The 21,154-nt window shown below is 70.4% G+C and carries 17 protein-coding genes; 5 read left to right on the top strand and 12 right to left on the bottom strand.

Annotated features, from left to right (window positions below):
* Positions 1-13: 13 nt before the first annotated feature.
* The 7 genes from JYK02_RS29285 to cysS form a co-directional block, all read right to left on the bottom strand.
* Positions 14-364, bottom strand: coding sequence for a hypothetical protein (locus tag JYK02_RS29285; RefSeq protein WP_207055962.1), 351 nt, complete (start codon positions 362-364; stop codon positions 14-16).
* 174 nt (positions 365-538) lie between these two features.
* On the bottom strand, positions 539-1,948 hold the full coding sequence (locus JYK02_RS29280; protein WP_207055961.1) for a hypothetical protein: 1,410 nt from the start codon (positions 1,946-1,948) through the stop codon (positions 539-541).
* A gap of 61 nt (positions 1,949-2,009) precedes the next feature.
* A complete protein-coding gene (locus JYK02_RS29275) occupies positions 2,010-2,528 on the bottom strand; it encodes a DUF507 family protein (protein ID WP_120527258.1) in 519 nt (172 codons plus the stop codon).
* Between the two features lie 138 nt (positions 2,529-2,666).
* Positions 2,667-4,607 (bottom strand): excinuclease ABC subunit UvrC, encoded by a 1,941-nt coding sequence (uvrC, locus tag JYK02_RS29270; protein ID WP_207055960.1) that lies wholly within the window; start codon positions 4,605-4,607, stop codon positions 2,667-2,669.
* An 8-nt stretch (positions 4,608-4,615) separates the two neighbouring features.
* A complete protein-coding gene (gene uvrB, locus JYK02_RS29265; RefSeq protein WP_207055959.1) occupies positions 4,616-6,784 on the bottom strand; it encodes an excinuclease ABC subunit UvrB in 2,169 nt (722 codons plus the stop codon).
* A gap of 79 nt (positions 6,785-6,863) precedes the next feature.
* A complete protein-coding gene (locus JYK02_RS29260) occupies positions 6,864-8,540 on the bottom strand; it encodes a M28 family metallopeptidase (protein WP_207055958.1) in 1,677 nt (558 codons plus the stop codon).
* A 46-nt stretch (positions 8,541-8,586) separates the two neighbouring features.
* Positions 8,587-10,056 (bottom strand): cysteine--tRNA ligase, encoded by a 1,470-nt coding sequence (cysS, locus tag JYK02_RS29255; protein ID WP_207055957.1) that lies wholly within the window; start codon positions 10,054-10,056, stop codon positions 8,587-8,589.
* 128 nt (positions 10,057-10,184) lie between these two features.
* On the opposite strand from cysS, the gene JYK02_RS29250 reads away from it, so the two are divergent.
* Positions 10,185-11,735, top strand: coding sequence for an FHA domain-containing protein (locus tag JYK02_RS29250; protein WP_207055955.1), 1,551 nt, complete (start codon positions 10,185-10,187; stop codon positions 11,733-11,735).
* A gap of 200 nt (positions 11,736-11,935) precedes the next feature.
* Here the strand turns inward: JYK02_RS29250 and JYK02_RS29245 are convergent, their stop codons facing one another.
* The gene (locus tag JYK02_RS29245; RefSeq protein WP_014398206.1) at positions 11,936-12,430 is read right to left on the bottom strand and encodes a CarD family transcriptional regulator; all 495 of its coding nucleotides are present in this window, start codon (positions 12,428-12,430) and stop codon (positions 11,936-11,938) included.
* A gap of 338 nt (positions 12,431-12,768) precedes the next feature.
* Here JYK02_RS29245 and JYK02_RS29240 point away from each other — a divergent pair, with 338 nt between their 5' ends.
* Entirely contained in the window at positions 12,769-15,081 is a 2,313-nt protein-coding gene (locus JYK02_RS29240) for a DNA internalization-related competence protein ComEC/Rec2 (RefSeq protein WP_242589322.1), read from the top strand.
* Complete coding sequence (locus tag JYK02_RS29235; RefSeq protein WP_207055954.1) at positions 15,081-15,341, top strand: hypothetical protein; 261 nt, start codon at positions 15,081-15,083, stop codon at positions 15,339-15,341. Before JYK02_RS29240 ends, JYK02_RS29235 begins: the two co-directional genes overlap by 1 nt.
* A 13-nt stretch (positions 15,342-15,354) precedes the next feature.
* On the opposite strand, the gene JYK02_RS29230 is transcribed toward JYK02_RS29235, so the two are convergent.
* Positions 15,355-16,560, bottom strand: coding sequence for a sugar-binding protein (locus JYK02_RS29230; RefSeq protein ID WP_207055953.1), 1,206 nt, complete (start codon positions 16,558-16,560; stop codon positions 15,355-15,357).
* A 186-nt stretch (positions 16,561-16,746) separates the two neighbouring features.
* Here JYK02_RS29230 and JYK02_RS29225 point away from each other — a divergent pair, with 186 nt between their 5' ends.
* Positions 16,747-17,382 (top strand): outer membrane beta-barrel protein, encoded by a 636-nt coding sequence (locus JYK02_RS29225; RefSeq protein WP_207055952.1) that lies wholly within the window; start codon positions 16,747-16,749, stop codon positions 17,380-17,382.
* A gap of 129 nt (positions 17,383-17,511) precedes the next feature.
* Entirely contained in the window at positions 17,512-18,360 is an 849-nt protein-coding gene (locus tag JYK02_RS29220; RefSeq protein WP_207055951.1) for an FHA domain-containing protein, read from the top strand.
* A gap of 9 nt (positions 18,361-18,369) precedes the next feature.
* On the opposite strand, the gene JYK02_RS29215 is transcribed toward JYK02_RS29220, so the two are convergent.
* From JYK02_RS29215 to JYK02_RS29205, 3 genes are all read right to left on the bottom strand, one after another.
* Positions 18,370-18,732 (bottom strand): PH domain-containing protein, encoded by a 363-nt coding sequence (locus JYK02_RS29215; protein WP_431603510.1) that lies wholly within the window; start codon positions 18,730-18,732, stop codon positions 18,370-18,372.
* A 142-nt stretch (positions 18,733-18,874) separates the two neighbouring features.
* The gene (locus tag JYK02_RS29210) at positions 18,875-19,780 is read right to left on the bottom strand and encodes a tetratricopeptide repeat protein (protein WP_207055949.1); all 906 of its coding nucleotides are present in this window, start codon (positions 19,778-19,780) and stop codon (positions 18,875-18,877) included.
* 56 nt (positions 19,781-19,836) lie between these two features.
* A complete protein-coding gene (locus tag JYK02_RS29205; protein ID WP_207055947.1) occupies positions 19,837-21,147 on the bottom strand; it encodes an adenylosuccinate synthase in 1,311 nt (436 codons plus the stop codon).
* Between the last annotated feature and the right edge of the window lie 7 nt (positions 21,148-21,154).

The raw sequence follows: 21,154 nt of genomic DNA, 5'->3' as shown, positions 1-21,154 counted from the left end.
GCGGTAGCGGCCCTCAGCCGTTGCGGATCATCCCGGCGGCCTGCGACAGGCGGCGGCGCAGGTGCGTCACCACCTCGTGCAGGTCCTCCAGGCGCTGGAGCACGTGCAGGTCCTCGCCCGCGTTCATCACGGCGACGGGCGTCAGCGTCTCGCGGTGGAGCGTCAGCAGCAGGTCGTGGAAGTGGGCCTGCACGTCGCCCAGGGCGTCCAGGCCCTCGCGGAGGTCGTCCTCCACGAAGTCCAGGAGGACGGTGGCGTCCGCGCGAGCGGGCAGCGTCCGGGCCAGGCGCTCCACCGCCCCGCGAACGGGGTCGGTACGGCGCAACATCGCGGAGGGGGCGAGGGCTGCGACGGGAGGGGACATGCCCCGGACGCTACAGGCCCGTAGCGTCCGGTCAATTTTCCCGCCCCGGCCCGCCGGTGCGGGCCCCTCGCGCCCCACGCTCCGTCAGCGGCGCTCCGCGCGAACCTGTCCGACTGTCGGACAGGTTGGGACTGCGTCGGGCGCAAGGAGACCGGCTGAAGGTCCCGGAGCGGGTCAGCGCGCGGGCCCAGCGGCTCCCGCCCCCGTCGCCGCCGGAGCCGCCGCGGGCCCCGTGGCGGGCGCGGCGTTGGCCGGCGCTGGCGTGGCGGGCAGCGCGGTGCTGGGAGACGCGTTCAGCGGCGGGGGCGTGCCCAGCAGCGGCGCGGGCGTGCCCGTGTTGAGCGGCGCGGGCGTTCCCAGGATGGGCGAACTCGGCGTGCCGGACGACTGCGTCAGCGGCGGCACGGTGGCGAGGATGCCCGGGCTCACCTGGCTGGTGCCCACGAAGGTGTTGAAGTCCGGCGCGGACACCTGTGGCGTGGTGAAGCCCCCCACGGACACGCCCCCCACCGTGGGCGGCGTGGCGAAGGTCCCCTGCCCCACCGTGGCGCTGGAGCCGGGCTCCACGCCCGACACCACCGCCGGAGGCTCGGCGGGCGCCGCCGGTCCGACGGAGCCGCTGATCGTCGTGGGCCCGTCCGTCACCGCGCGCGCCGTGGGGATGGTGACGGTCGTCGTCCCCGCCGCGCCCACGCCGGTGGTCCCTGGTGTCGCGCCCGCCGTCCCCGCCGTGCCGCTGCCGCCCGTGCCCTGCTGCGTCCCCTGGCTGAAGCGCGGCGCGGACACCGGCGCCACCGCCGCGGGGAACGCCGTGGGCGCCACGGGCGTCAGCGACGCGAGCGACGCGGGCAGCTCCCCCGTCGTGGGCACCACCGCCACCGACGGCACGCGCGCCCCCTCCACGTCGATGGCGACGTTGTCGAAGAGGAACTGGATGAACCCGCGCGGCTCCACCTGCGTCGGCAGGTTCCACGCCACGACGAGCAACTCCGCGTCCCCCGGCCGGGCGTCGCGCAGCAGCCGCTTGGTGTCGTCATCGGAGAACGTGCCCGCGTCCAGCGCCGCCGCATGAATCAGCGCCGAGTCCGTCACCAGCGTCCCGTTGCGCCACACGCTGCCAATGCCCCAGACGGCCATCGCCGCATGCGCACGCGTCGTGGCGCGCCAGCCAATGCCTGTCTCGCCGTAGAGGGGCGTGCCCATCAGCACGCCGCCCTCAATCAGGTGCGGAGGCGGCGGAGGGAGCGGCCCGGCGGGGGCCCGCGACATCGCCTGTTTCGGCGGGAAGCCCGCCTGCGTCAGCTCCACCCGGTACTCGACGCCGCCAATGCGCAGGTTCGCGGACAGCCGCGCCTTGTCGCCGAAGGTCGCGTTCGCCATCCCGACCCGGTCCTGCACGGAGAGGGACGCCTGCCCCGTGCCCCGCTCGGTCAGGTCGCTGAACGGAAGCGTCCCCTGGAAGAAGTACCCGTCCGGCTGCTCGGTCCTCGCGCTGGCCTCCCGGCCCTCGAACGTGAACCCGTCGCCCCCTGGCGCCGCCGCCAGGAACCCGGACAGCAAGATGCTCGTGATTGGACCCGCCATCGACGCTGCCTCCCTTGAAGTTGAAGGTAGGCAGCGGAGCGGGCCGTGGCACGCCCCGGGACTAAATCAGACCGCGGGCGCGGCGGATCTGCTCGACCGTCTTGTTGTACTCGATGTCGAAGGCGCTCGTGCCCTCCTGCAGGTGCTTCAGCCGCGAGCGGGCCTCCTTGTCGATCTCATCGTCGACGTCCAGGTGCTTCTTCATCCCCTGGAACATCTTCTGACGCAGCACGTTGTCGGGCGAGTAGACCTCCTCGACGTTCCGGCTGATGAGGAGGAACTCAATCATCTGGTTGATGACGTACTCGATGCCCTCGTCCCCCATCTTGAAGCCGCGCACGTCCGCCATCTCGCGCTTCACCTGGTTGAACTTGGAGTAGTCATATCCCCGACGCTCCAGGGCCTCGCGCGTCGCCTGGTTCACACGCTCTTCGTTGGCGAGGTACTCGCGCATGATGGCGGAGAGATCCATCTCGGCGTCGGCCACGCGCATCGGCTCCACCTCGATGTCCCCGTCCTGCATGAGCTGCTGAATGGCCTCGCGCGAGATGATCGGGATCACCTTCGGATACAGCCTCATGTCGGTCCCTCGTCCTCTTCAAACGTGCTCGGATCTTCAACCGCTATAAATCAGCGCCGAGCATGGTCGCAATGAAAAACCCTAGGAACGTCGCGGGTTCCAGCGGCCAGTCCCCCCGGCGTCCGAAGCGGAACTTAATCATGCCGCACCGGGTGGCGACCCTCCATCCGCTTTTTCGTGCACGGGTTCGGAAGCGTCATCCAGGGAGGCTTCGCGCACGGGGTCCTCGGAGTCGTCCTCGGGGTCGCCGTGCAGGCCCGCGTGGACGCGCTCGGCCATCGCCGGGCCCACGACCTCGGTCAGCTCCTCGATGCTGGCGTCACCCACCCGCTTGAGAGAACCGAAGTGGCGCAGCAACATCTTCCGCCTTCCTTCACCCACGCCGGGAATGTCCTCCAGCGCTGAACGCATGGCGCTCTTGCGCATGGACTTGCCCTGGAAGGTGATGGCGAAGCGGTGGGCCTCATCCCGCATGCGAGTGAGCATGAACATTTCCGCCGAGTTCTGGGGCAGGACGATGGGGTCCTTGCGGCCCAGCACGAACACGCGCTCGGGGCTCTTCGCGCTCTCCGCGTCGCGGTCGAAGACCTCCTGATCGCGGCTCTTGGCCAGGCCCACCACGTCCACGCCCTCCACGCCCAGGTCCTTCATGGCCGCGTGGGCGCTGGCGAGCTGGCCCTTGCCACCGTCGATGACGAGCAGGTCCGGCAGGTCGTTGTCCTCCAGCCCGCGCTTGAGCCGGCGGGTGATGACCTCGTACATGCTGGCGAAGTCGTCCTGCTTCTCCACGGACTTGATCTTGTATTTGCGGTAGCGCGACTTGTCCGTCTCCCCGTCCGTGACGGCCACCTGCGACGCCACGATGGAGGAGCTCTGGAAGTGGGAGATGTCGTAGCACTCCATGCGGCGCGGGAAGTTGCGCAGGCCCAGCTTGGACTGGAGCCGTGACAGGACGGTGTCCGTCTCGTCCTTGGTGCGCTTGCGCTCGATGAACGCCTGCTCCGCGTTCTTCACCGCCATGTTCACCAGCTCATGCTTCTCCCCGCGCTTGGGGACGAAGACGCGCACGCGCTCGCCCTTGCGCTCCGTGAGCAGGGCCTCCAGGCCGTCGGTGCCGTCGCCGGGCTCCAGGGGCAGGAGGACCTCCTCCGGCACGAAGCCGCCCTGGTCGTAGTAGAGGTTCACGAACGAGGCGAGCAGCTCGTCGTCCGGGAACTCCTGGCTGCCGAAGGGGAAGGCCTGGCCGCCGTTGAGCCGGCCCTGCCGCACGTGCAGCACGTAGAACAGGATGCGGTCGCCCTCGCGGTACAGGGCGAAGACGTCCTGGTCCTTGAAGTCGGTGGTGGCCACCTTCTGGCGCTCCAGGCTGCGCTCGATGGCGAGCAACTGGTCGCGCACGCGGGCGGCCTCCTCGAACTTCAGCTCCACCGCCGCGCGCTTCATGCGCAGGCGCAGGCCCTCGATGAGCTGCCCCGCCTTGCCCTCCAGGAACATGGCCACTTCGTCCACGCTCTTGCGGTAGTCCTCCGGGGACACCGGATGGACGCAGGGCGCGGGGCACCGTCCGATTTGATACAGCAGGCACGGCCGCTTGCGGTTGGCGAGCACGTGGTCCGTGCAGGTGCGCAGGCGGAAGAAGCGGTTGATGAGGCGCAGCGTTTCGCGGATGGCGCCCGCGCTGGAGTACGGGCCGAAGTAGCGCGCGCCGTCCTTCTCGTACTTGCGCACCACCTCCAGCCGGGGGAACGGCTGGGTGCGGTCCAGGCGCAGGGAGATGAACTGCTTGTCGTCCTTGAGCAGGACGTTGAAGCGCGGCTTGTGCTTCTTGATCAGCTCGTTCTCAAGGAGCAGGGCCTCCTTCTCGTTGTGGACGAGCACCGTCTCCAGGTCGCCCAGCATCGTGTCCAGCAGGGACACGAAGACGCGGGTGTCCCCGGAGCGGTTGAAGTAGCTGCGCACGCGGCTGCGCAGGTTCACCGCCTTGCCCACGTAGATGATGGTCCCGCGCTTGTCCTTCATCAGGTACACGCCGGGCTCGGTGGGCAGCGCGTCCAGCTTCTCCTGCAGCCGGATGTCCATGATGGGTCCTAGTTCTTGCGCGAACGCGAACGGGCCGCGGGCTTCGCGGCCCCAGAAGAACCGCCAGACGAACCGCCACCGGACGCGGAAGGCCGTCCGCGTCCCCTGCCCTTCTTCGGGGTGGTGCCGGGCTGATCCACCGCCTTGGCCGGCGCGCGGAGCAGTGAGCGCGACGCGGGCTTGAGCCCCAGGTCCATGTCCTTGAGCAGCTGGACGCGGTCGCGGAACTCGGCGGCCTTCTCGAACTGCATCTCGTCCGCGGCCTTGAGCATCTCCGCGTTGAACTCCTCGATGAGGCGCTTGATCTCCTTGGGCTCCAGGAGGTCGTTCTCCCCTTCCGCCGCCATGGGCAGCGCGCCCGCGCCCGCGTCGTAGTCCGGGATGTTCTCCGTGAAGTCGGTGATGTTGCTCTTCACGGACCGCGGCGTGATGCCGTGCTCCTTGTTGTACGCCTGCTGGATCTCACGGCGGCGCGCCGTTTCATCCATGGCGCGCTTCATGGAGTCGGTCATCTGATCCGAGTACATGATGACGCGCCCGTTCACGTTGCGCGCCGCGCGGCCAATGGTCTGGATGAGCGACACGTGGCTGCGCAGGAAACCCTCCTTGTCGGCGTCCAGGATGGCCACCAGCGACACCTCCGGGATGTCCAGGCCCTCGCGCAGGAGGTTGATGCCCACGAGCACGTCGAACTCGCCCCGGCGCAGGTCGCGGATGATGGCCATGCGCTGGATCGCGTCGATGTCCGAGTGCAGGTAGCGGACCTTCACGCCCACGTCGCTGTAGTACTCGGTGAGGTCCTCCGCCATGCGCTTGGTGAGCGTCGTCACCAGCACGCGCTCGTTGCGCGACACGCGCACGCGGACCTCTTCCAGCAGGTCGTCCACCTGATTGCCCGCGGGGCGCGTCTCCACCTCCGGGTCGGTGAGGCCGGTGGGGCGGATGATCTGCTCCACCACCACGCCCTTGGACTTCTGGAGCTCGTACTCGGCGGGGGTCGCGGAGACGAAGACGGCCTGGGGGACCATCTCCTCGAACTCGCCGAACTTCAGCGGCCGGTTGTCCAGCGCGCTGGGCATGCGGAAGCCGAAGTTGACCAGCGTCTCCTTGCGGGCGCGGTCGCCGCGGTACATGGCGCCAATCTGGGAGACGGTCTGGTGGCTCTCGTCGATGAGGACCAGCAGGTCGCGCGGGAAGTAGTCGATGAGGCACGGGGCCGCTTCGCCCGGCGCGCGCCCGGTGAAGTGGCGCGAGTAGTTCTCGATGCCGTTGCAGTAGCCCACCTGCTCAATCATCTCCAGGTCGAACATGGTGCGCTGCTCCAGGCGCTGCGCCTCCAGCAGCTTGCCCTCCGCCTTGAACTTCTGGAGCTGTTCGGCCAGCTCCTCGCGGATGGTGCGCATGGCGTTCTGGCGCGCGTCCGCGCCGGCGACGTAGTGGCTGGCGGGGAAGATGACGATCTTCTCCAACGCGTTCAGCGTCTGGCCGCGCAGCGGGTCGAACTCGGTGATGCGCTCCACCTCGTCGCCGAAGAAGCTGACGCGCACGGCGCGCTCCTCTTCGTACGCGGGGAACACCTCCACGGTGTCGCCTCGGGCGCGGAAGGTGCCGCGGTGGAAGTCCAGGTCATTGCGCTCGTACTGGGCCTCCACCAGCTTGCGCATGAAGCCGTCGCGGCCCATCTCCTCGCCCACGGCGGCGCGGATGGCCAGGTCCACGTAGCTGCGCGCCGCGCCCAGGCCGTAGATGCAGGACACGCTGGCCACGATGATGACGTCGTTGCGGGTGCGCAGGCTGTGCGTCGCCGAGTGGCGCATCCGTTCGATGTTGTCGTTGATGGACGAGTCCTTCTCGATGAAGGTGTCCGTCGACGGGACGTAGGCCTCGGGCTGGTAGTAGTCGTAGTACGAGACGAAGTACTCGACGGCGTTGTTCGGGAAGAGCGCCTTGAACTCGCCGTAGAGCTGGGCGGCCAGCGTCTTGTTGTGCGCGATGACCAGCGCGGGCCGTTTCACGTTGGCGATGAGGTTCGCCATCGTGAAGGTCTTCCCCGAGCCGGTGACGCCCAGGAGGGTCTGGTAGCGGTCGCCGCGAAGCAGGCCCTCGGTCAACTCCCCGATGGCCCTTGGCTGGTCGCCCTGCGGCTTGTGCTCACTGACGAGTTCGAACTCCGGCATAGAGGACAGATCTAACATCCCCGCTGCCTGTGTACTGAACCTTCGTGCACGTCCGTCCGGCAAAGGACGGGGCGCCCCCCTACTTCGCGGGCGGGGCCTTCAGTGCCTCCAGGGACTTCAGGCGGGCGGCCTCGAACTCGTCCCCCTTGTTCCAGACGGGCATCTCCGGGGCCTTGGCCACCTGGGCGCCCACCAGGAAGAACAGGCGGGTGTCCTCCACGGCGCCGGACAGGTCCCACTCCGGGCGGACCTCGTCGGAGGGCTGGTGGTAGTGCTTCGCCTCCCATTGGCCGCGCTGGGCCTTGCCCCAGCCCTCCGGCCGGCCGATGAAGTCCATGCCGCTGCCGAAGTAGGCGGCCGGGATGCCCTGGCGCGCGAAGTTGAATTGATCCGACCGGTAGAAGAAGCCGCGGTCGGAGAGCTGATCCGCCTTCACCGTGCGCCCCTGCGTCTTCGCCATCGCGGTGACGAAGGTGTCCAGGGAGGACTTGCCCAGGCCGATGACGGTGATGTCCCGCGTGCGGCCCAGCACGTTGCCGCCGTCCACGTTGATGTTCGCGGCGATGCGGCCCGGGGGCACCGGCGGATGGCTCGCGAGGTACGAAGAACCCAGCAGGCCGTACTCCTCCGCCGCCACCGCGGCGAAGAGGATGGAGCGGCGCGGGGGCGTGGGCAGCGCGGTGAAGGCGCGGGCCACGGACAGCATCGCGGCCACGCCGGCCGCGTTGTCCAGCGCGCCGTTGTAGATGACGTCCTCGCCGGGCTTGCCGTCGTCCTTCTTGCCCAGGTGATCATGGTGTGCGCTGTAGAGCACCACTTCCTTGGACAGCGTGGGGTCGCTGCCGGGCAGCAGGCCCAGCACGTTCGCGGTGGGCCGGCGGCGCACCTCGTTGGTGAGGCTCAGGGACAGCGTCACGCCCAGCGGCACCGGGCGGAAGTCGCGCTTCTGCGCGGCGGTGCGCAGCGCCTCCAGGTCCTGCCCGGCCAGCTTCATCACCTGCTTCGTGGCGTCCTCGGTGGTCCACGCCTTCACCTGGAGGCGGGGCGCGTCGCCCGCGGGCAGCTCGAACTGCTCGCCGGTCCACGACGTGCGCACCACCTGCCACGGGTAGCCCGCGCTGGGCGTGGTGTGGATGATGATGGCGCCCGCCGCGCCCGTCTTCGCCGCCTGCTCGTATTTGTAGTCCCAGCGGCCGTACCAGAGGCGCGCCTTGCCGGCGAAGAGGCGCGGGTCGTCCTCCGGATCATTGTTGAGGATGACCAGCGTCTTGCCCTTCAGGTCCGCGCCCTTGAAGTCGTCCCACTGGTACTCCGGCGCGACGATGCCGTAGCCCACGAAGACCAGCTCGGACGCATCCAGCTTCGCCTCCGGGGCCTGCACGCCGGAGACGGCGATGAAGTCCTCGCGCGGCTGGAGCTCCACGCGGCCCGCCTTCGCCTGGAAGGTCATGGTGCCCGGGTGGCTGTTGATGCCCATGAGGTCGAAGCGCTGGAGGTAGCCGCCGCCCTCCGCGCCCGGCTTGAGGCCCAGGCCCTCGAACTGCGTGGCGATGTACTCCTGCGCCAGCGCGTCACCGCGCGTGCCGGGACCGCGGCCTTCCAGCAGGTCGCTCGCCAGGAAGCGCACGTGCGCGCGCAGGAGGTCCGCGGTGATGGCCTGTTCGGCCGTCTTCTCCTGCGGCGTGACGGTGGGCGTGCCCGCCGCGACGGCGGACACCGAGCACAGGGCAGCGAACAGCGCGGGGAGGAGCCTCATGGCTCCCGTGCGTAGCATGGCCGCACGGGAGCCCCCCAGCGGGTTTTCAGGCGACGGGCGCCGCCACCTTCCAGGAGGTGCCAGCAGGCGTGTCCATGATGTCCACGCCCAGGGCCTTGAGGGCCCCGCGCACCTCGTCCGCCTTCGCGAAGTCCTTGGCGGCGCGCGCGGCGGTCCGCTCGGCGAGCAGCCGCTCCACCTCCGCCACGTCGATGCCGCGCTCGCGCACGGCCCGGTCCCGGCGGCGCAACAGCCACGCGCCCGGGTCGTCCTCGAAGACGCCCAGGACGCGGGACATCTCGCGCACCTGCTCGCGCAGGGCCTGGAGCGTGCGGCCCACCAGCGCCTTGTCCTTCACGGGCGGCTTGTCGGTGAGCTCGTTCATCAGGCCGAAGAGGCCCGACAGCGCGCCCAGGGCGCCCGCGGTGTTGAAGTCGTCGTCCATGGCGGACTCGAACTCCGTGAGGAAGCGGGAGGGGTCGCCGTGCAGCGGGCCCTTGGCGAAGTCCTTGCCCGTCACGCGCTCGTCCACCTTGCGCAGCGTTTCGTAGAAGTACTCCATGCGCCCCTCGGCGTCCTGGAGCGACTTCTCTCCGAAGGTGAGCGGGTGGCGGTAGTGCGTGGAGAGGAAGAAGAAGCGCAGGGCCTCCGCGTCCACCTTGCCGAGCGCGTCGCGCAGGCGCACCACGTTGCCCAGCGACTTGGACATCTTCGCGCCTTCGAGGTCCAGGAAGCCGCAGTGCATCCAGTACTTCGCCATCGTCTGGCCGGTGGCGGACTCGCTCTGGGCGATCTCGTTCTCGTGGTGGGGGAAGATGAGGTCCAACGCCCCGCCGTGGATGTCGAACGTGCGGCCCAGGAACTTCTCGCTCATCGCGGAGCACTCGATGTGCCAGCCCGGCCGGCCCTTGCCCCAGGGGCTGTCCCACGAAGGCTCGCCGGGCTTCGCCGCCTTCCACAGCGCGAAGTCCAGGGGCTGGCGCTTGAGTTCGCCGGGCTGCACGCGCTCGCCCTGGCACAGGTCGTCCAGGTTGCGCTTGGACAGCTTCGCGTAGTCCTCGTCCTTGTCGACCTCGAAGTACACGTCGCCCTTCGCCTCATAGGCGTAGCCCTTGTCCACGAGCGTCTGGATGAGGGCGACGATCTCCGGGATGGTCTCACTGACGCGCGGGGACACGTCCGGCTCGCGCAGGTGCAGCGCGTGGACGTCCTCGCGGAAGGCCTCCACGAAGCGTGAGGCCAGCGCCACGGGCGCCTCGCCCGTCTCGTGCGCGGCCTTGATGATCTTGTCGTCGACGTCCGTGAAGTTGCGCACGTACGTCACCTTGAAGCCCCGGTAGCGCAGGTAACGGACCACCACATCGAACGACGTGAAGGTGCGCGCGTTCCCGATATGGATGTAGCTGTAGACCGTAGGCCCACAGACGTAGACCTTCACCTCGCCGGGCACGAGCGGCTCCAGCGGCTCCTTCTGCATGGACATCGTGTTGAAGAGCCGGATGGATGGGGGGGCCACGGTGGAGGGTCCTCCTTTGGGAACAGGGTGGGCGCGGCACTTGCGCAACGCGATACACACTCTAGGATCCCGGGTCCCACACAGGCCAGCACTTGGCGTTGGAAGCGTCGGATAGGGAGAATCGCCGCATGGCTCCGCCGAATCCGAAGCGTCCGCCGCGCCCTCCCCGCCCTCCCGGGCAGCAGGCGTCTTCGGACGACCCGGAAGAGCTGCCCTTCGACGACGACGAGGTGTCACCCCTGCAGGCGGATGATCCGCGCCCGCAGCGCGTGCCCCAGTACCCGGCGGGACCGCGCAAGCTGAAGCGGCGGGGGCCGGGCGAGCGGTCGAAGTCCGACCGGGAGCTGTCGCCCCGGTACGACTGGGCGAAGGAGTACTCGGATCCAGGCGTGACGCCCGCGTTCGTCTACGTGGAGCGGGGGCCTGGTGCGGGCCAACTCGTGCCCCTGCACCAGGGCTCCATCACGCTGGGACGGTCATCGACGTCGGACCTGCGGCTCCAGCACGCGTCCATCAGCCGGCGCCATGCGCAGCTGACCCGGCGGGGGAATGTCTTCACCGTGCGCGACCTGGGCAGCCAGAACGGCACGTTCGTCAACCGCCTGCGCATCAAGGGCGAGGTGGAGATCCGGCCCGGAGACGAGCTGAGCCTGGGCAACGCGACGTTGCGGCTTCGCGGTTCGGGAGCCGGGCCGACGGTGAGCCGGACGTCGTTGGATCCGCTGCCTCGCAATAGGAAGCGGCCGTTGAACGGCGTGGCCGTGGCGGTGGCGGCGGCCGTGGTGGGCTCCGCGGTGGCGGCGCTGATCAGCGTGGTGGCCATGCGGATGGCGGACCGGGCTCCCGCGCGGACCCCGGCGGAAGGCGCTCCGAGCAAGCCGCCTGCGAACGACGCTCGCGACACCGGTCGGGAGGCTCCCTCGAAGGAGGCCCGCGCCGTGGAGGCGGAAGCCCCCGCGAAGGCCGCGGACGTTGTGAGTGCGGTGGACGTCGCTCATGAGACGCGCGAGCCCACCGGTTCAGGCGCGAGTGAAGGGACGACTCCCAGCGCAGCGGACGTCGCTCGCGGCATGCCTACGAGCACGGGGCCCGCGAAGGTCCTCAGCGCTTCGGAGATCGCGCGGGGGATGCACTCCGGACAGGCGGCTCCCGGCACCTTGGAGGCTGCTCGCGGCATGCCTGCGAAGACGGGCGAACCGCAGGCGGGCCAGGTCGTCGCCGCATCCGCGCGGAAGGAGGCCTCCTCGGCTGAACCGTCGGGGCCTCCGGATGAGCGCCAGCGCGCGGACATCCTCTCTCGCTACGAGTCCGGGGATGTCTCCGGGGCGCTGGCCCAGGCACGGCGCGCGAACCTGACGACGCTGGCCCAGCAGCTCCACCGCTTCCAGGCCGCCGAGGCCTCCGCCAAGACCGCCCTGTCTCAGCAGGACCGTCCCCGGGCGCTGGATGCGCTCGGCGCCGCCGTGCGGTTGGACCAGGAGCTGGCCCACGGCTGGAGCCGCCAGGGCGTCTCGCTTCGCCGCCAGCTCGCCGGGCTCTACGTGCGCACGGGGCAGGACGCCGTCCGGGCCCAGCGCTTCGCCGACGCCCGTGAGGCCTTCGCCGCGGCCCTCCAGCACGACGCGGACAACGCCGAGGCCCGAGAACAGCTCGCGGCGCTCGCTGTGCAGGCGCCTTGATCAAGGCCTGACGCGCCGCCCCCGAGCCTGGCAGCCCAACTGGTCCGACTGTCGGACCAGTTCAAACGGGGCAGCGCCTCGGGGGGCGGCCCTTGGGGCCCGGGCTCCAGACGCTGGAAACACGACGCCCCGGATTCCATCGGGGGAACCCGGGGCGCGGTGCGAACGCGGCGGCCTTGGGCCGCGCGTCACGCGGGGACTCAGGCGAGGTTGAAGATCTTCTTCAGGTCGGACTCGACCTCTTCCTCGGAGCAATCCTTGGCCAGCGACAGCTCCTTGATCAGCAGGGAGCGGGCCGTGTCGAGCATCTTGCGCTCGCCGAACGACAGGTCCTTGTCGCCCTTGAGCAGGTACAGGTCGCGGAGCACCTCGGCGATCTCGAAGACGGAGCCCGTCTTGATCTTCTCCATGTACTCGCGATACCGGCGGTTCCACGTGGTGGAGTCGACGGAGATGTCCTTCTCGCGGAGGATGGAATAGACCTGCTTGACGTCCTCCTCGCTGATGATCTCCCGCAGGCCGACCGAACCGACCTTGTTGATGGGGATCATGATCCGCATCCCGTTCTCCAGGATGCGCAGGACGTAGAAGGACTGGCGCTGCCCAGCGACCTCGGTGTGCTCGATGCCCATCACCTCACCGACGCCCTGGCCCGGATAAACCGCCTTGTCACCAGTCTTGAAGCTGGTCTGCACTAACTGCCTCCTTGGAGAAAGCTTCGACCCCGGCCTTCGCGCCCGCCACTACTACCACAAACCACATCCAAGGACAACGAAATCGCCTTGACCACCCGATGACAGCCGCACTACGGTGTCCGGTTTTGTGTGCGGTGTCGCTCGGTGTGTGAGCGCCGCGTGACGGACGGGGCGGTGGGTGGGGGTGGGTGTTGGTTCGTTATGTGTGGCGCGACCTGGGTACGCGTCCGTTGTTCTTTCCAGCGCTGAGCCTCTTGCTCGGCGCCCTCTGGGCAACCGGAACAGAGAGCTCCGCCGGGGTATTTCTCCTCTGCGCGCTTTGCCTGGGACTGTCTGGATTGGCGCTCGGCCCGCTGCCTGGAGCGCATCTGGCGGTGCTGGGCGCGCTGGTCCTCGCGGGCGCGGGACTTTCCGGTTTTGAGGCGCGCGTCGACGTGCCTGCTTCGCTGACGTCCGGGGGCAGCGCGGTCCTTGAAGGGGAACTGGAGCGCGTGGAGCGCTTCGATGGCGCCCTTCGCCTGCGGCTCGCGGTGTCCCGGGCTGGCCGCGCGCAGGAGCCTCCGGCCGAGGCCCGATTCCGTGCCAGCCTTTCCGGGCGCGGTGAGGGTCTGTCATTGCAGCCCGGGCAGCGCGTGCGGGTGGAGGCCCGGCTCGTCCCTGATGCGCCTCCGTCCAACCCGGGTGAGCGGGACTTCGCGTCTTCGCGGCGGCGGCAGGGCGTGGCCTTCACGGGCGGATTCGCGCCCGGGCGTGTGCTGGTGCTCTCCCCTGCTCCCTCGTGGCGGCTCGCGCTGGAGGACGTGCGCGGACGGCTGACCACGGCGGTCCACGACGTGGCGCCGTCCCCGGACGCGGCTGCGTTGTTCCTCACGCTGGCCGCCGGACAGCGCGCGGACCTGGACGCGGCCTGGGAGGACGCCTTCTCGCGGGCGGGGCTCGCGCACGTGCTCAGCGTCAGCGGGCTGCATGTGGCGGCGCTCGCGCTGATGACGCTGGCCTTGCTGCGGCGGGCATTGGTTCGGCTTGGCGGGCGGTGGCGGACGCTGGAGGCGCGCCGGTGGGCTGCCCCGGCGGCGGTGCCCTTCGTCTGGGCGTACGTGGTCTTCACGGGCAACCAGGCGCCCGCGGTGCGCTCGGCGGTGATGGCCACGGCGGTGCTGCTGGGGTTGGCCTTGTGGCGCCGCGCGGATGGGCTCAATGGGTTGTCACTGGCGGCGCTGGTGCTGGTGGCCTGGACGCCTTCGAGCGTCGTGGACCTGTCGCTCCGTCTGTCATTCCTCGCCGTGCTGGGACTGGTGCTGCTGTCGCCCGCGCTGCGCGAGGCTTTGCCTCTCGCCCTGCCGGATCCGTCCGAGCCCCGGCGGCTGAAGCGATGGGCGGGCCAGGCTCGCGAGACGGTGGCGCAAACCCTGTGCGCCAGCGCGGCGACGACGCTCGTGGGGCTGCCCGTGGTGGTGGCGGCGTTCGGGCGGGTGAGCCTGGCGGGGCTCGTGTCCAACATCGTCGCCCTGCCCCTGTGCGGCGTGCTCACCGGACTCGCGGCGGGTGGCGCTGCGCTGTTCGTCGTGGCGCCAGTCGTGGCGACGCCGGTGCTGTGGGCGGGCGCCTGGGCTTCGGAATTCCTGCTCATGCTGACGCGGGGCTTCGCGGCCGTGCCCTTCGCCGCGGTGGAGGTGCCGGAGCTGGGGGCTTGGCTGGGCGGGGTGTACGCGGTGGGCCTCGGGTGTTGGGCGCTCGGTTCGGGACGGTGGCGGTGGCTGGGCCTGTTCGTTCCGGCGGCGGTGCTGGGCGCCGTGATGCTGCCTGTGCTCACTCCGGAGCCCGCACTGCGGATCACCTTCCTCTCCGTGGGCCAGGGGGACGCGGTGGTGCTGCGCTCCCGGGGGCACCATGCGCTGGTGGATGCGGGCGGCGTCCCCGAGGGCGCGGACACCGGGGAGCGCTTCGTCCTGCCCTTCCTCAAGGCCGAGGGCGTGTCGCGGCTGGACCTCGCGGTGCTCTCCCATCCGCACCCGGATCATGCGCTGGGGCTCGTGTCGACGCTGGCGCAGGTGCCCACCGAACGGCTGTGGCTCTCCGCGGGGAGCACGGAGGGGCCGCTGTCACGGCGCATCGTCTCGGCCGCGAAGGGCGCTCTCGTAGAGGAGGTGCAGGTGGGGCAGCCCGCGTTCGTCCTGGGCGAAGCGACGCTGGAGGTGCTGGGGCCTCCGGTGGACCGGGAGTTGATGGAGGGAGCGAATGACCGCAGCGTGGTGCTGCGCGTGCGCCATGGTGACGTCACCGTGCTGCTGGCCGGTGACGTGGAGGCGGACGGCGAGGCCGCGCTCGAGGAGGCCTTGGGGCCGGTGACGGTGTTGAAGGTGCCGCACCATGGTTCGCGCACGTCCTCCACCGCGTCGCTCCTGGAGCGCACGCGGCCACGTCACGCAGTGTTCTGCGTGGGCCGCCGCAACCGCTTCGGCTTCCCCCATCCGGAGGTGGAGGCGCGCTACCGCGCCCTGGGCACCGAGTGCTGGCGCACGGACCAGGACGGCGCCATCACCCTGGAGAGCGACGGTCAGGACGTCCGGCTGGTGTCCTTCCTGCCGCGTGGGGATTCCACGGCCGTCCCCGTTGCCGGGAGTGGGGGTCGGGCACACCTTGAGAGGTGATGATCTCCGATGACCTTGATCTGCGGAAACTCACCGCCGACCTGAAGGCCCGACTTGGACCGGGCGAGCCCGTGGGCTACCTGCGCGGCAAGTCCCTCATGCGCGACCTGCTGCTCGACATGAGGGAGAACCGGTTCTCCGAACTGGAAGCCGAGGAGCTCGTCGACACGCTGGAGTCGCGGGGCTTCGTGCGCTTCCTGGGGGACCCCGCGGAGCGCTCCGTCGCGGACGCGCCGTGGGACATCTCACCCCACGCCTGACACTCGCTCCCGCCTACTGGAAGACGAGCCACGCGAAGCGCGGCAGGGCGTGGAAGTCGCCGATGAAGAGGGGGGAGAAGGCCTGGCCTTCCACCTGCCGGCGGTCGTGGTGCTCCAACCGGTAGAGGTTGAAGCGCCAGCGCTCGCCCGGCTGGGGCGGGACGTGTGGCACCTCCGCGAGCCGGTTGAACGGGATGGCCATCTCCACCGTCCAGCCCTCGTCGCGGTCGGACGCGTCGTCCAGCGTGCCGCGCACCTTCACCGCCGTCTTCATCCCTGAGTCCCACGACAGGTCCATGCCCTGGCGCCGCGCGGGGAAGTACGCGTCGAAGATGACGTTGTGCGGGGACACCTGCAGCTCGTTGTACGTGCGCCCGTCCGCGTTGGCGTCGAGGAACACCTCCACGACCTCCTGCTCGTAGATGGAGTCGTCGCGGTTGCGCATCGTGCCCCAGAGGTCCGGGTCCTCCACGTCGAAGGCCACGTACAGGTTCGCGTCGTCGTAGACGAGCCGCGCCTGGGTGCGCAGCCGCGCGGGCCAGCCGTCGAAGCTGCCCACGAGCGTCACCGGCTTCGCGCCCTTCCAGGCCTCGTCGTCCAGCGCGCCGTCGACCACGGGCGCCTTCTTCACACGCGTGACGATGTACTCCGGCAGCGAGGGAGGCTCGCCGCCCAGGAGCGGGCCGCGCACGCGGTCGTCGCCCTGGTGCATGCGCGGATCATCCACGGAGAGCCGTTCGTCGCCGCGCCAGAAGCCCATCACCAGCCGGGCGGGAGCGGCCGGCATCGCGACGGTGTGCACGTCCTCCACCACCTTGCCCACGGGCCAGGTCTCCAGCGGCGCGGCGCCGTCCTGGAACTCGTGATCCGCGTTGGCCAGCATCTGGCCGCTCTCCGGATCCACCACGTGCACGAAGAAGTGGAAGCCCCGCGGCGGCGGGCGCACGGCCTGGAAGTAGTGCGCGATGCGCACGGGCTGCCCCGGCGTGGGCCGCTCCGGCGTCACACGCGAGCCCAGGTAGACGATGGCGCCGCCCGCGAAGGTGGCGCCGCTCTTGAAGGTCAGCCCCTCCGGAGCCGCGTCGAGCGTCCTCAGCGTCGTGGGCGCGGGCAGCTTGGGCGCGCGGTGGGCGGGGCCCGCCTGTTCATCGCGGCACGCACCGGCGACGCACAGGACGGAGGACAGCAGCGGGACGAGGACAAGGGAGCGGAGGCGCATCGAAGGCGCGGAGTCTACCCTTCCCCGTCTTCCAGGAAGCGCTCTTCCACGCCCGGGACAACGCCTTTCCTGTGCATGGGCAACCCGTCCGCAAGGGAGGGCGGCCGAGCCAGCGGGCCCCCGGGGCCCGGTTGGCATGGACCAAAGTACACCCCACTTTTCGGTCCATCACAGGGAGGGGTACACATGAGCAAGGGACTGTTGGCTGGTGCGGCGGCGGTGGCGGTTCTGGCGGCGGGCTCCGCGCAGGCGGCTTCGACGGAGCTGCGCAGGTCCGCGGACATGCGCGGCCTGACATTCCTCGTCGGCGGCGGTGTGGAAGGCTACACCAACGGACTCCGCGACCAGATTGATCCAGGCCTCGCCTACGGCGTGACGGTGGCCATCAAGCCCACCAACGTGCTGGGCCTGGAGCTGGGCTACACGGGCGCCATGAGCGAGTTCAACACCGGCAGCGTGCTGGCGACGAACGCCAACGGGCCGGACATCGTGCGCAACGGCGCGCAGGCCGCGGTGACGCTGGGCCTGTCGGCGACGCCCATCCAGCCGTACATCATGGGCGGCGTGGGCCTGAGCCGCTACAACGTGCGCGCGCTCGCTCCGGGCTTCCAGGACGACACGGTGGGCAACGTGCCGGTGGGCGCGGGCCTGCGCCTGCACCTGGGCAACTTCACCGCGGACGCGCGCGTGAACTACAACTTCCTGTTCGACCAGGAGTTCGCCCTCACCGTGCCGCCGTCCGACCTGGACGTGGGCGGCGATGAGACGTTCAGCAGCGGCGGCCGCTACATGGGCACCATCAACGTGGGCGCCACCTTCTAGACGGAGAGAGGTGGCCACCGCCGTCCCGGCCTCCGGACATGGGAGGCCGGGGATGGATGGGGCCTGGGGACAACCTCGCGAAAACGCGACGTCCGGTGGCAGGCGTGACGCTTGCTGCCGGACGTCCGCATGCGCTTCGAATTCGAGCACCTGGGCACCCCCACCCCGTTCGAGCTGACGGAGGGCCACCACCTGCTGGGCGGCGGCCCCGAGGACCATGTCCACCTGGAGGGCCTTCCTCCAGGCCTGTTGACCCTGCGCATCGACTCCGGCCGGCTCATGGTGGAGGCGGTGCGCAGCTTCACCGTGAACGCGGTGCGCGTGCTGCCCGGCGTGTCGCGCCTGGTGGTGGCCGGTGAGGTGCTGGGCCTGCCGGACGGCATGTGCCTGCGCGTGCTCGCCGAGCCGAGCGCCCCCGAGCGTGGCGTGGGCACGGTCGCGGTGCTCAAGGGCCTGCTGACGGATGCGGAGGCCCCGCCGTCACGCGCCGCCACCCTCACCTGCCTCACCGGACTGGACGTGGGCCGCAGTCATGCGCTCGCGGAGGCGTGCACGGACATCGGCCGGGGTGATGGCGTGGCCCTGCGGCTGCGCGACCGGGCCGTGTCCCGGATGCACGCGCGGATCCGCCGGGAGGACTCGGGCTTCGTGCTGGAGGACCTGGGGACGCCCAACGGCGTGTTCCTCAACGGCGTGCGCCTGGAGGCCCCCGGGCCGCTGAAGGACGGGGACGTCGTGGAGCTGGGGCGCTCGCTGCTCCGCTTCCAGGCGGCGTTCGATGAGGCTTCGCCAGAGGGTTCGGCGGGGGCCCTGCCCGCGCCCCCGCCCGTGGCCGCCGTGGAGCCGCTGGCGGAAACAGCAGCGCCGCGGCCTCCCGAGGGGAAGCCACGGCGCCTGGAAGCGTGGATCATCTCGGGGGCCGTCGCGCTGGCCCTGGGTGCCCTGCTCGTCACCGCCGCGATGGCAGCCGCGGGTTGAACCGGCGCCCTACGCCGGCAGGGGCGAGAGGCCCGCGCGCTCCACCAGGAGCCGCGCCAGGTACTGGTGGTGCCGGAAGAAGCTGGTGAAGTGCACGAAGCCCTTGCTGCCCCGGATGGCGTAGACCGTCACGGGCCCGGGGAGGATGTCCACCTTGCGGATGTCCGCGAAGGAGAAGCGCCGGGTGCGCACCATGCCCCGGCAGGTGATGCCCCGGGCGTCCACCTCGATGCGGGTGCGGCCGTAGTAGGCGACGGCCACCGCGAAGAAGACGACGAAGAAGGCCGCGGACAGGAACGTCTGTAACGGCACGCCGTCGAAATGGAACAACCAGGCGAAGACGCCCAGCCACAGCAGGCCTGCCGCCGCCATCAACGCGGCGAGCACCCTGCGGGGGCGAAAGACCTGTTGCTGCTGCTTCCCCTCCACCGTCCGATCGCGTCGGTCCATGCCCTTCAAAATAGTGGGCCGGACAGCCCCTCCGGACATGCCCGTCTGCCCACCAGCCAGGCGGTCAGCGCAGGCGCTCCGCCTTCTGGCGGGACTCCTCTTTCAGCTCGGGGCGAGCGTCCGCGGCGGTGGAGCGGGCATAGCGCGCGTAGAGGTCGCGGGCCTCCAGGTTGCGGCCCAGCGCGCGGTACGCCTCCGCGAGCCCGTACAGCGGCGAGGCCGACTCCGGCTCCAGCTTCAGCGCGAACTGGTAGTCCGCCGCGGCCTCCGCGTAGCGCCGCAGCCCGATGTTGGCGCTGCCCCGCGCGATGTACGCCACGGTCAGCAGCGGCTCCTGCTGCAGGGCCTGCGTCAGCGTCTGGAGCGCGGGCGCGTAGGCGCGCTGGCTGATGTGCTGGACGCCCTGCTCGTAGGCGCGGCGTGCCTGGGCCCGCGTCGTGTCCGCCACGGGGCCGGAGCCCGGCGGCTGTCCCACGGCCTGCGGCGAGGCGCCCAGCTCTCCCTGCTTCACGCGCGCGCGGGTGATGTTGTCCTGCGCGCTCTGGCGGATGGCGGCGTCCTGGGTGAGGCGCGACGCGGCCTCCCACTCTTCGATGGCGCGCGCGTAGTAGCCGAGCACCGCCAGCGCGTTGCCCAGCTTGAAGCGGGCCTCCACGTGATCCGGGGCCGCGTGCTCCGCGTCGAGGAAGGCGAAGGCCGCCTCGCGGTAGCGCCGCTCGCGCATCAGCGCGTCCCCGTCGCGGATCCGCGTGGCCGCCAGAACGGCCTGCGACGTGCGCTGGGGCAGGGCCTCCGCGGGGCCGGGCTTCGTGTCGGTGGCCGGGCCCGGCGCGCGCGCGGCCGGAGCAGCGGGCTTCGCCTCGGAGGCCGGGGGCTGGGCATTCGGGGCCTGCGCCCAGGCCGGCACCGCCATCGTGCCGAGCCACACCACCGCCGAGACCCCGAGCTGGAACCTGCGCGTGCGAACCATGTCCCTCTCCCGTCCTGGCCCCCGGCGGGCCAGGACCACTTCGGCCTGCGTCCTTCCTAGCTGCGGAAGGGGTTCTGCAGGAGCACCGTCTCGCCGCGGTCGGCGCCCACGGAGACGCACACCACGGGCACGCCGCTGACCTCTTCCACGCGGCGCACGTAGCGCTTGGCGGCTTCCGGCAGCTCATCGAACGTCCGCACGCCGGCGAGCTTCTCATCCCAGCCGGGCAGCGATTCGTAGATGGGCTTCACGCGCTCCAGGTCCTCGTAGTCACCGGGCAGCTCCGTGATGCGCTGGCCGTCCAGCTCGTACGCGTTGCAGATGCTGAGCGTCTTGATGCCGCTGAGCACGTCCAGCTTGGTGAGCGCGATGCCCCACAGGCCGTTGACGCGCACCGCGTAGCGCAGCACCACGCCGTCCAGCCAGCCGCAGCGGCGCGGGCGGCCCGTGGTGGCGCCGAACTCGTCGCCCACCTTGCGCAGCCGGTCTCCCAGCTCGTCGCTCAGCTCCGTGGGGAACGGGCCTCCGCCGACGCGCGTGGTGTACGCCTTGCTGATGCCCATCACCTTGTCGATGGCCGTGGGCCCCAGGCCCGAGCCCACCGCGGCGTTGCCCGCCACGCAGTTGGAGCTGGTGACGAACGGATAGGTGCCGTGGTCCACGTCCAGCAGCGTGCCCTGCGCGCCCTCGAAGAGGATGCGGGCGCCGCGGCGGACCTGCTCGGAGAGGAAGAGGGACACGTCGTGCACGTAGGGGCGCAGCCGCTCGCCCAGGGCGGAGAACTCCGCCAAAATCTGCGGCGTCTCCAGGGTGGGCACGTCCACGCCGGCCTGGGCGCAGAGGTCCTTCAGCTCCTCCAGCGCGCCGGGGAGGCGCTCGTCGATGCGGCGGCGCAGGCGCTCCGGGTGGAGCAGGTCGCGCACGCGGATGCCCCGGCGGGCGACCTTGTCTTCATAGGCCGGACCGATGCCCCGCCCCGTGGTGCCGATGGCGCTGCCGCCGCGGGCCTTCTCGCGGAAGCTGTCCAGCAGCTTGTGCCACGGGAAGATGACGTGGGCGTTGTCGGAGATGAGCAGCTGGGCGTCATCCTTGAGGAAGCCGCGCGGCTTGAGCGCGTCGATCTCCCGGACGAGGACGGCGGGATCCACCACCACCCCGTTGCCAATGACACACGTCTTGCCCGGGTGAAGGATGCCCGAGGGGATCAGGTGCAGGACGGTCTTCTGCCCCCCGACCACCAGCGTGTGGCCCGCGTTGTTGCCGCCCTGGAAACGGACGACCACCTGGGCGTGCTCGGTGAGAAGGTCGACGACCTTGCCCTTCCCCTCATCTCCCCACTGCGCTCCGATGACGACGACGTTCGGCATGGTGCCC

Origin of the sequence: Corallococcus macrosporus (genome assembly GCF_017302985.1) — a bacterium.
GTDB classification, from domain to species: domain Bacteria; phylum Myxococcota; class Myxococcia; order Myxococcales; family Myxococcaceae; genus Corallococcus; species Corallococcus macrosporus_A.
Note: the sequence above shows the minus strand (reverse complement) of the source record. Positions and strands in the feature narration are given on the sequence as shown.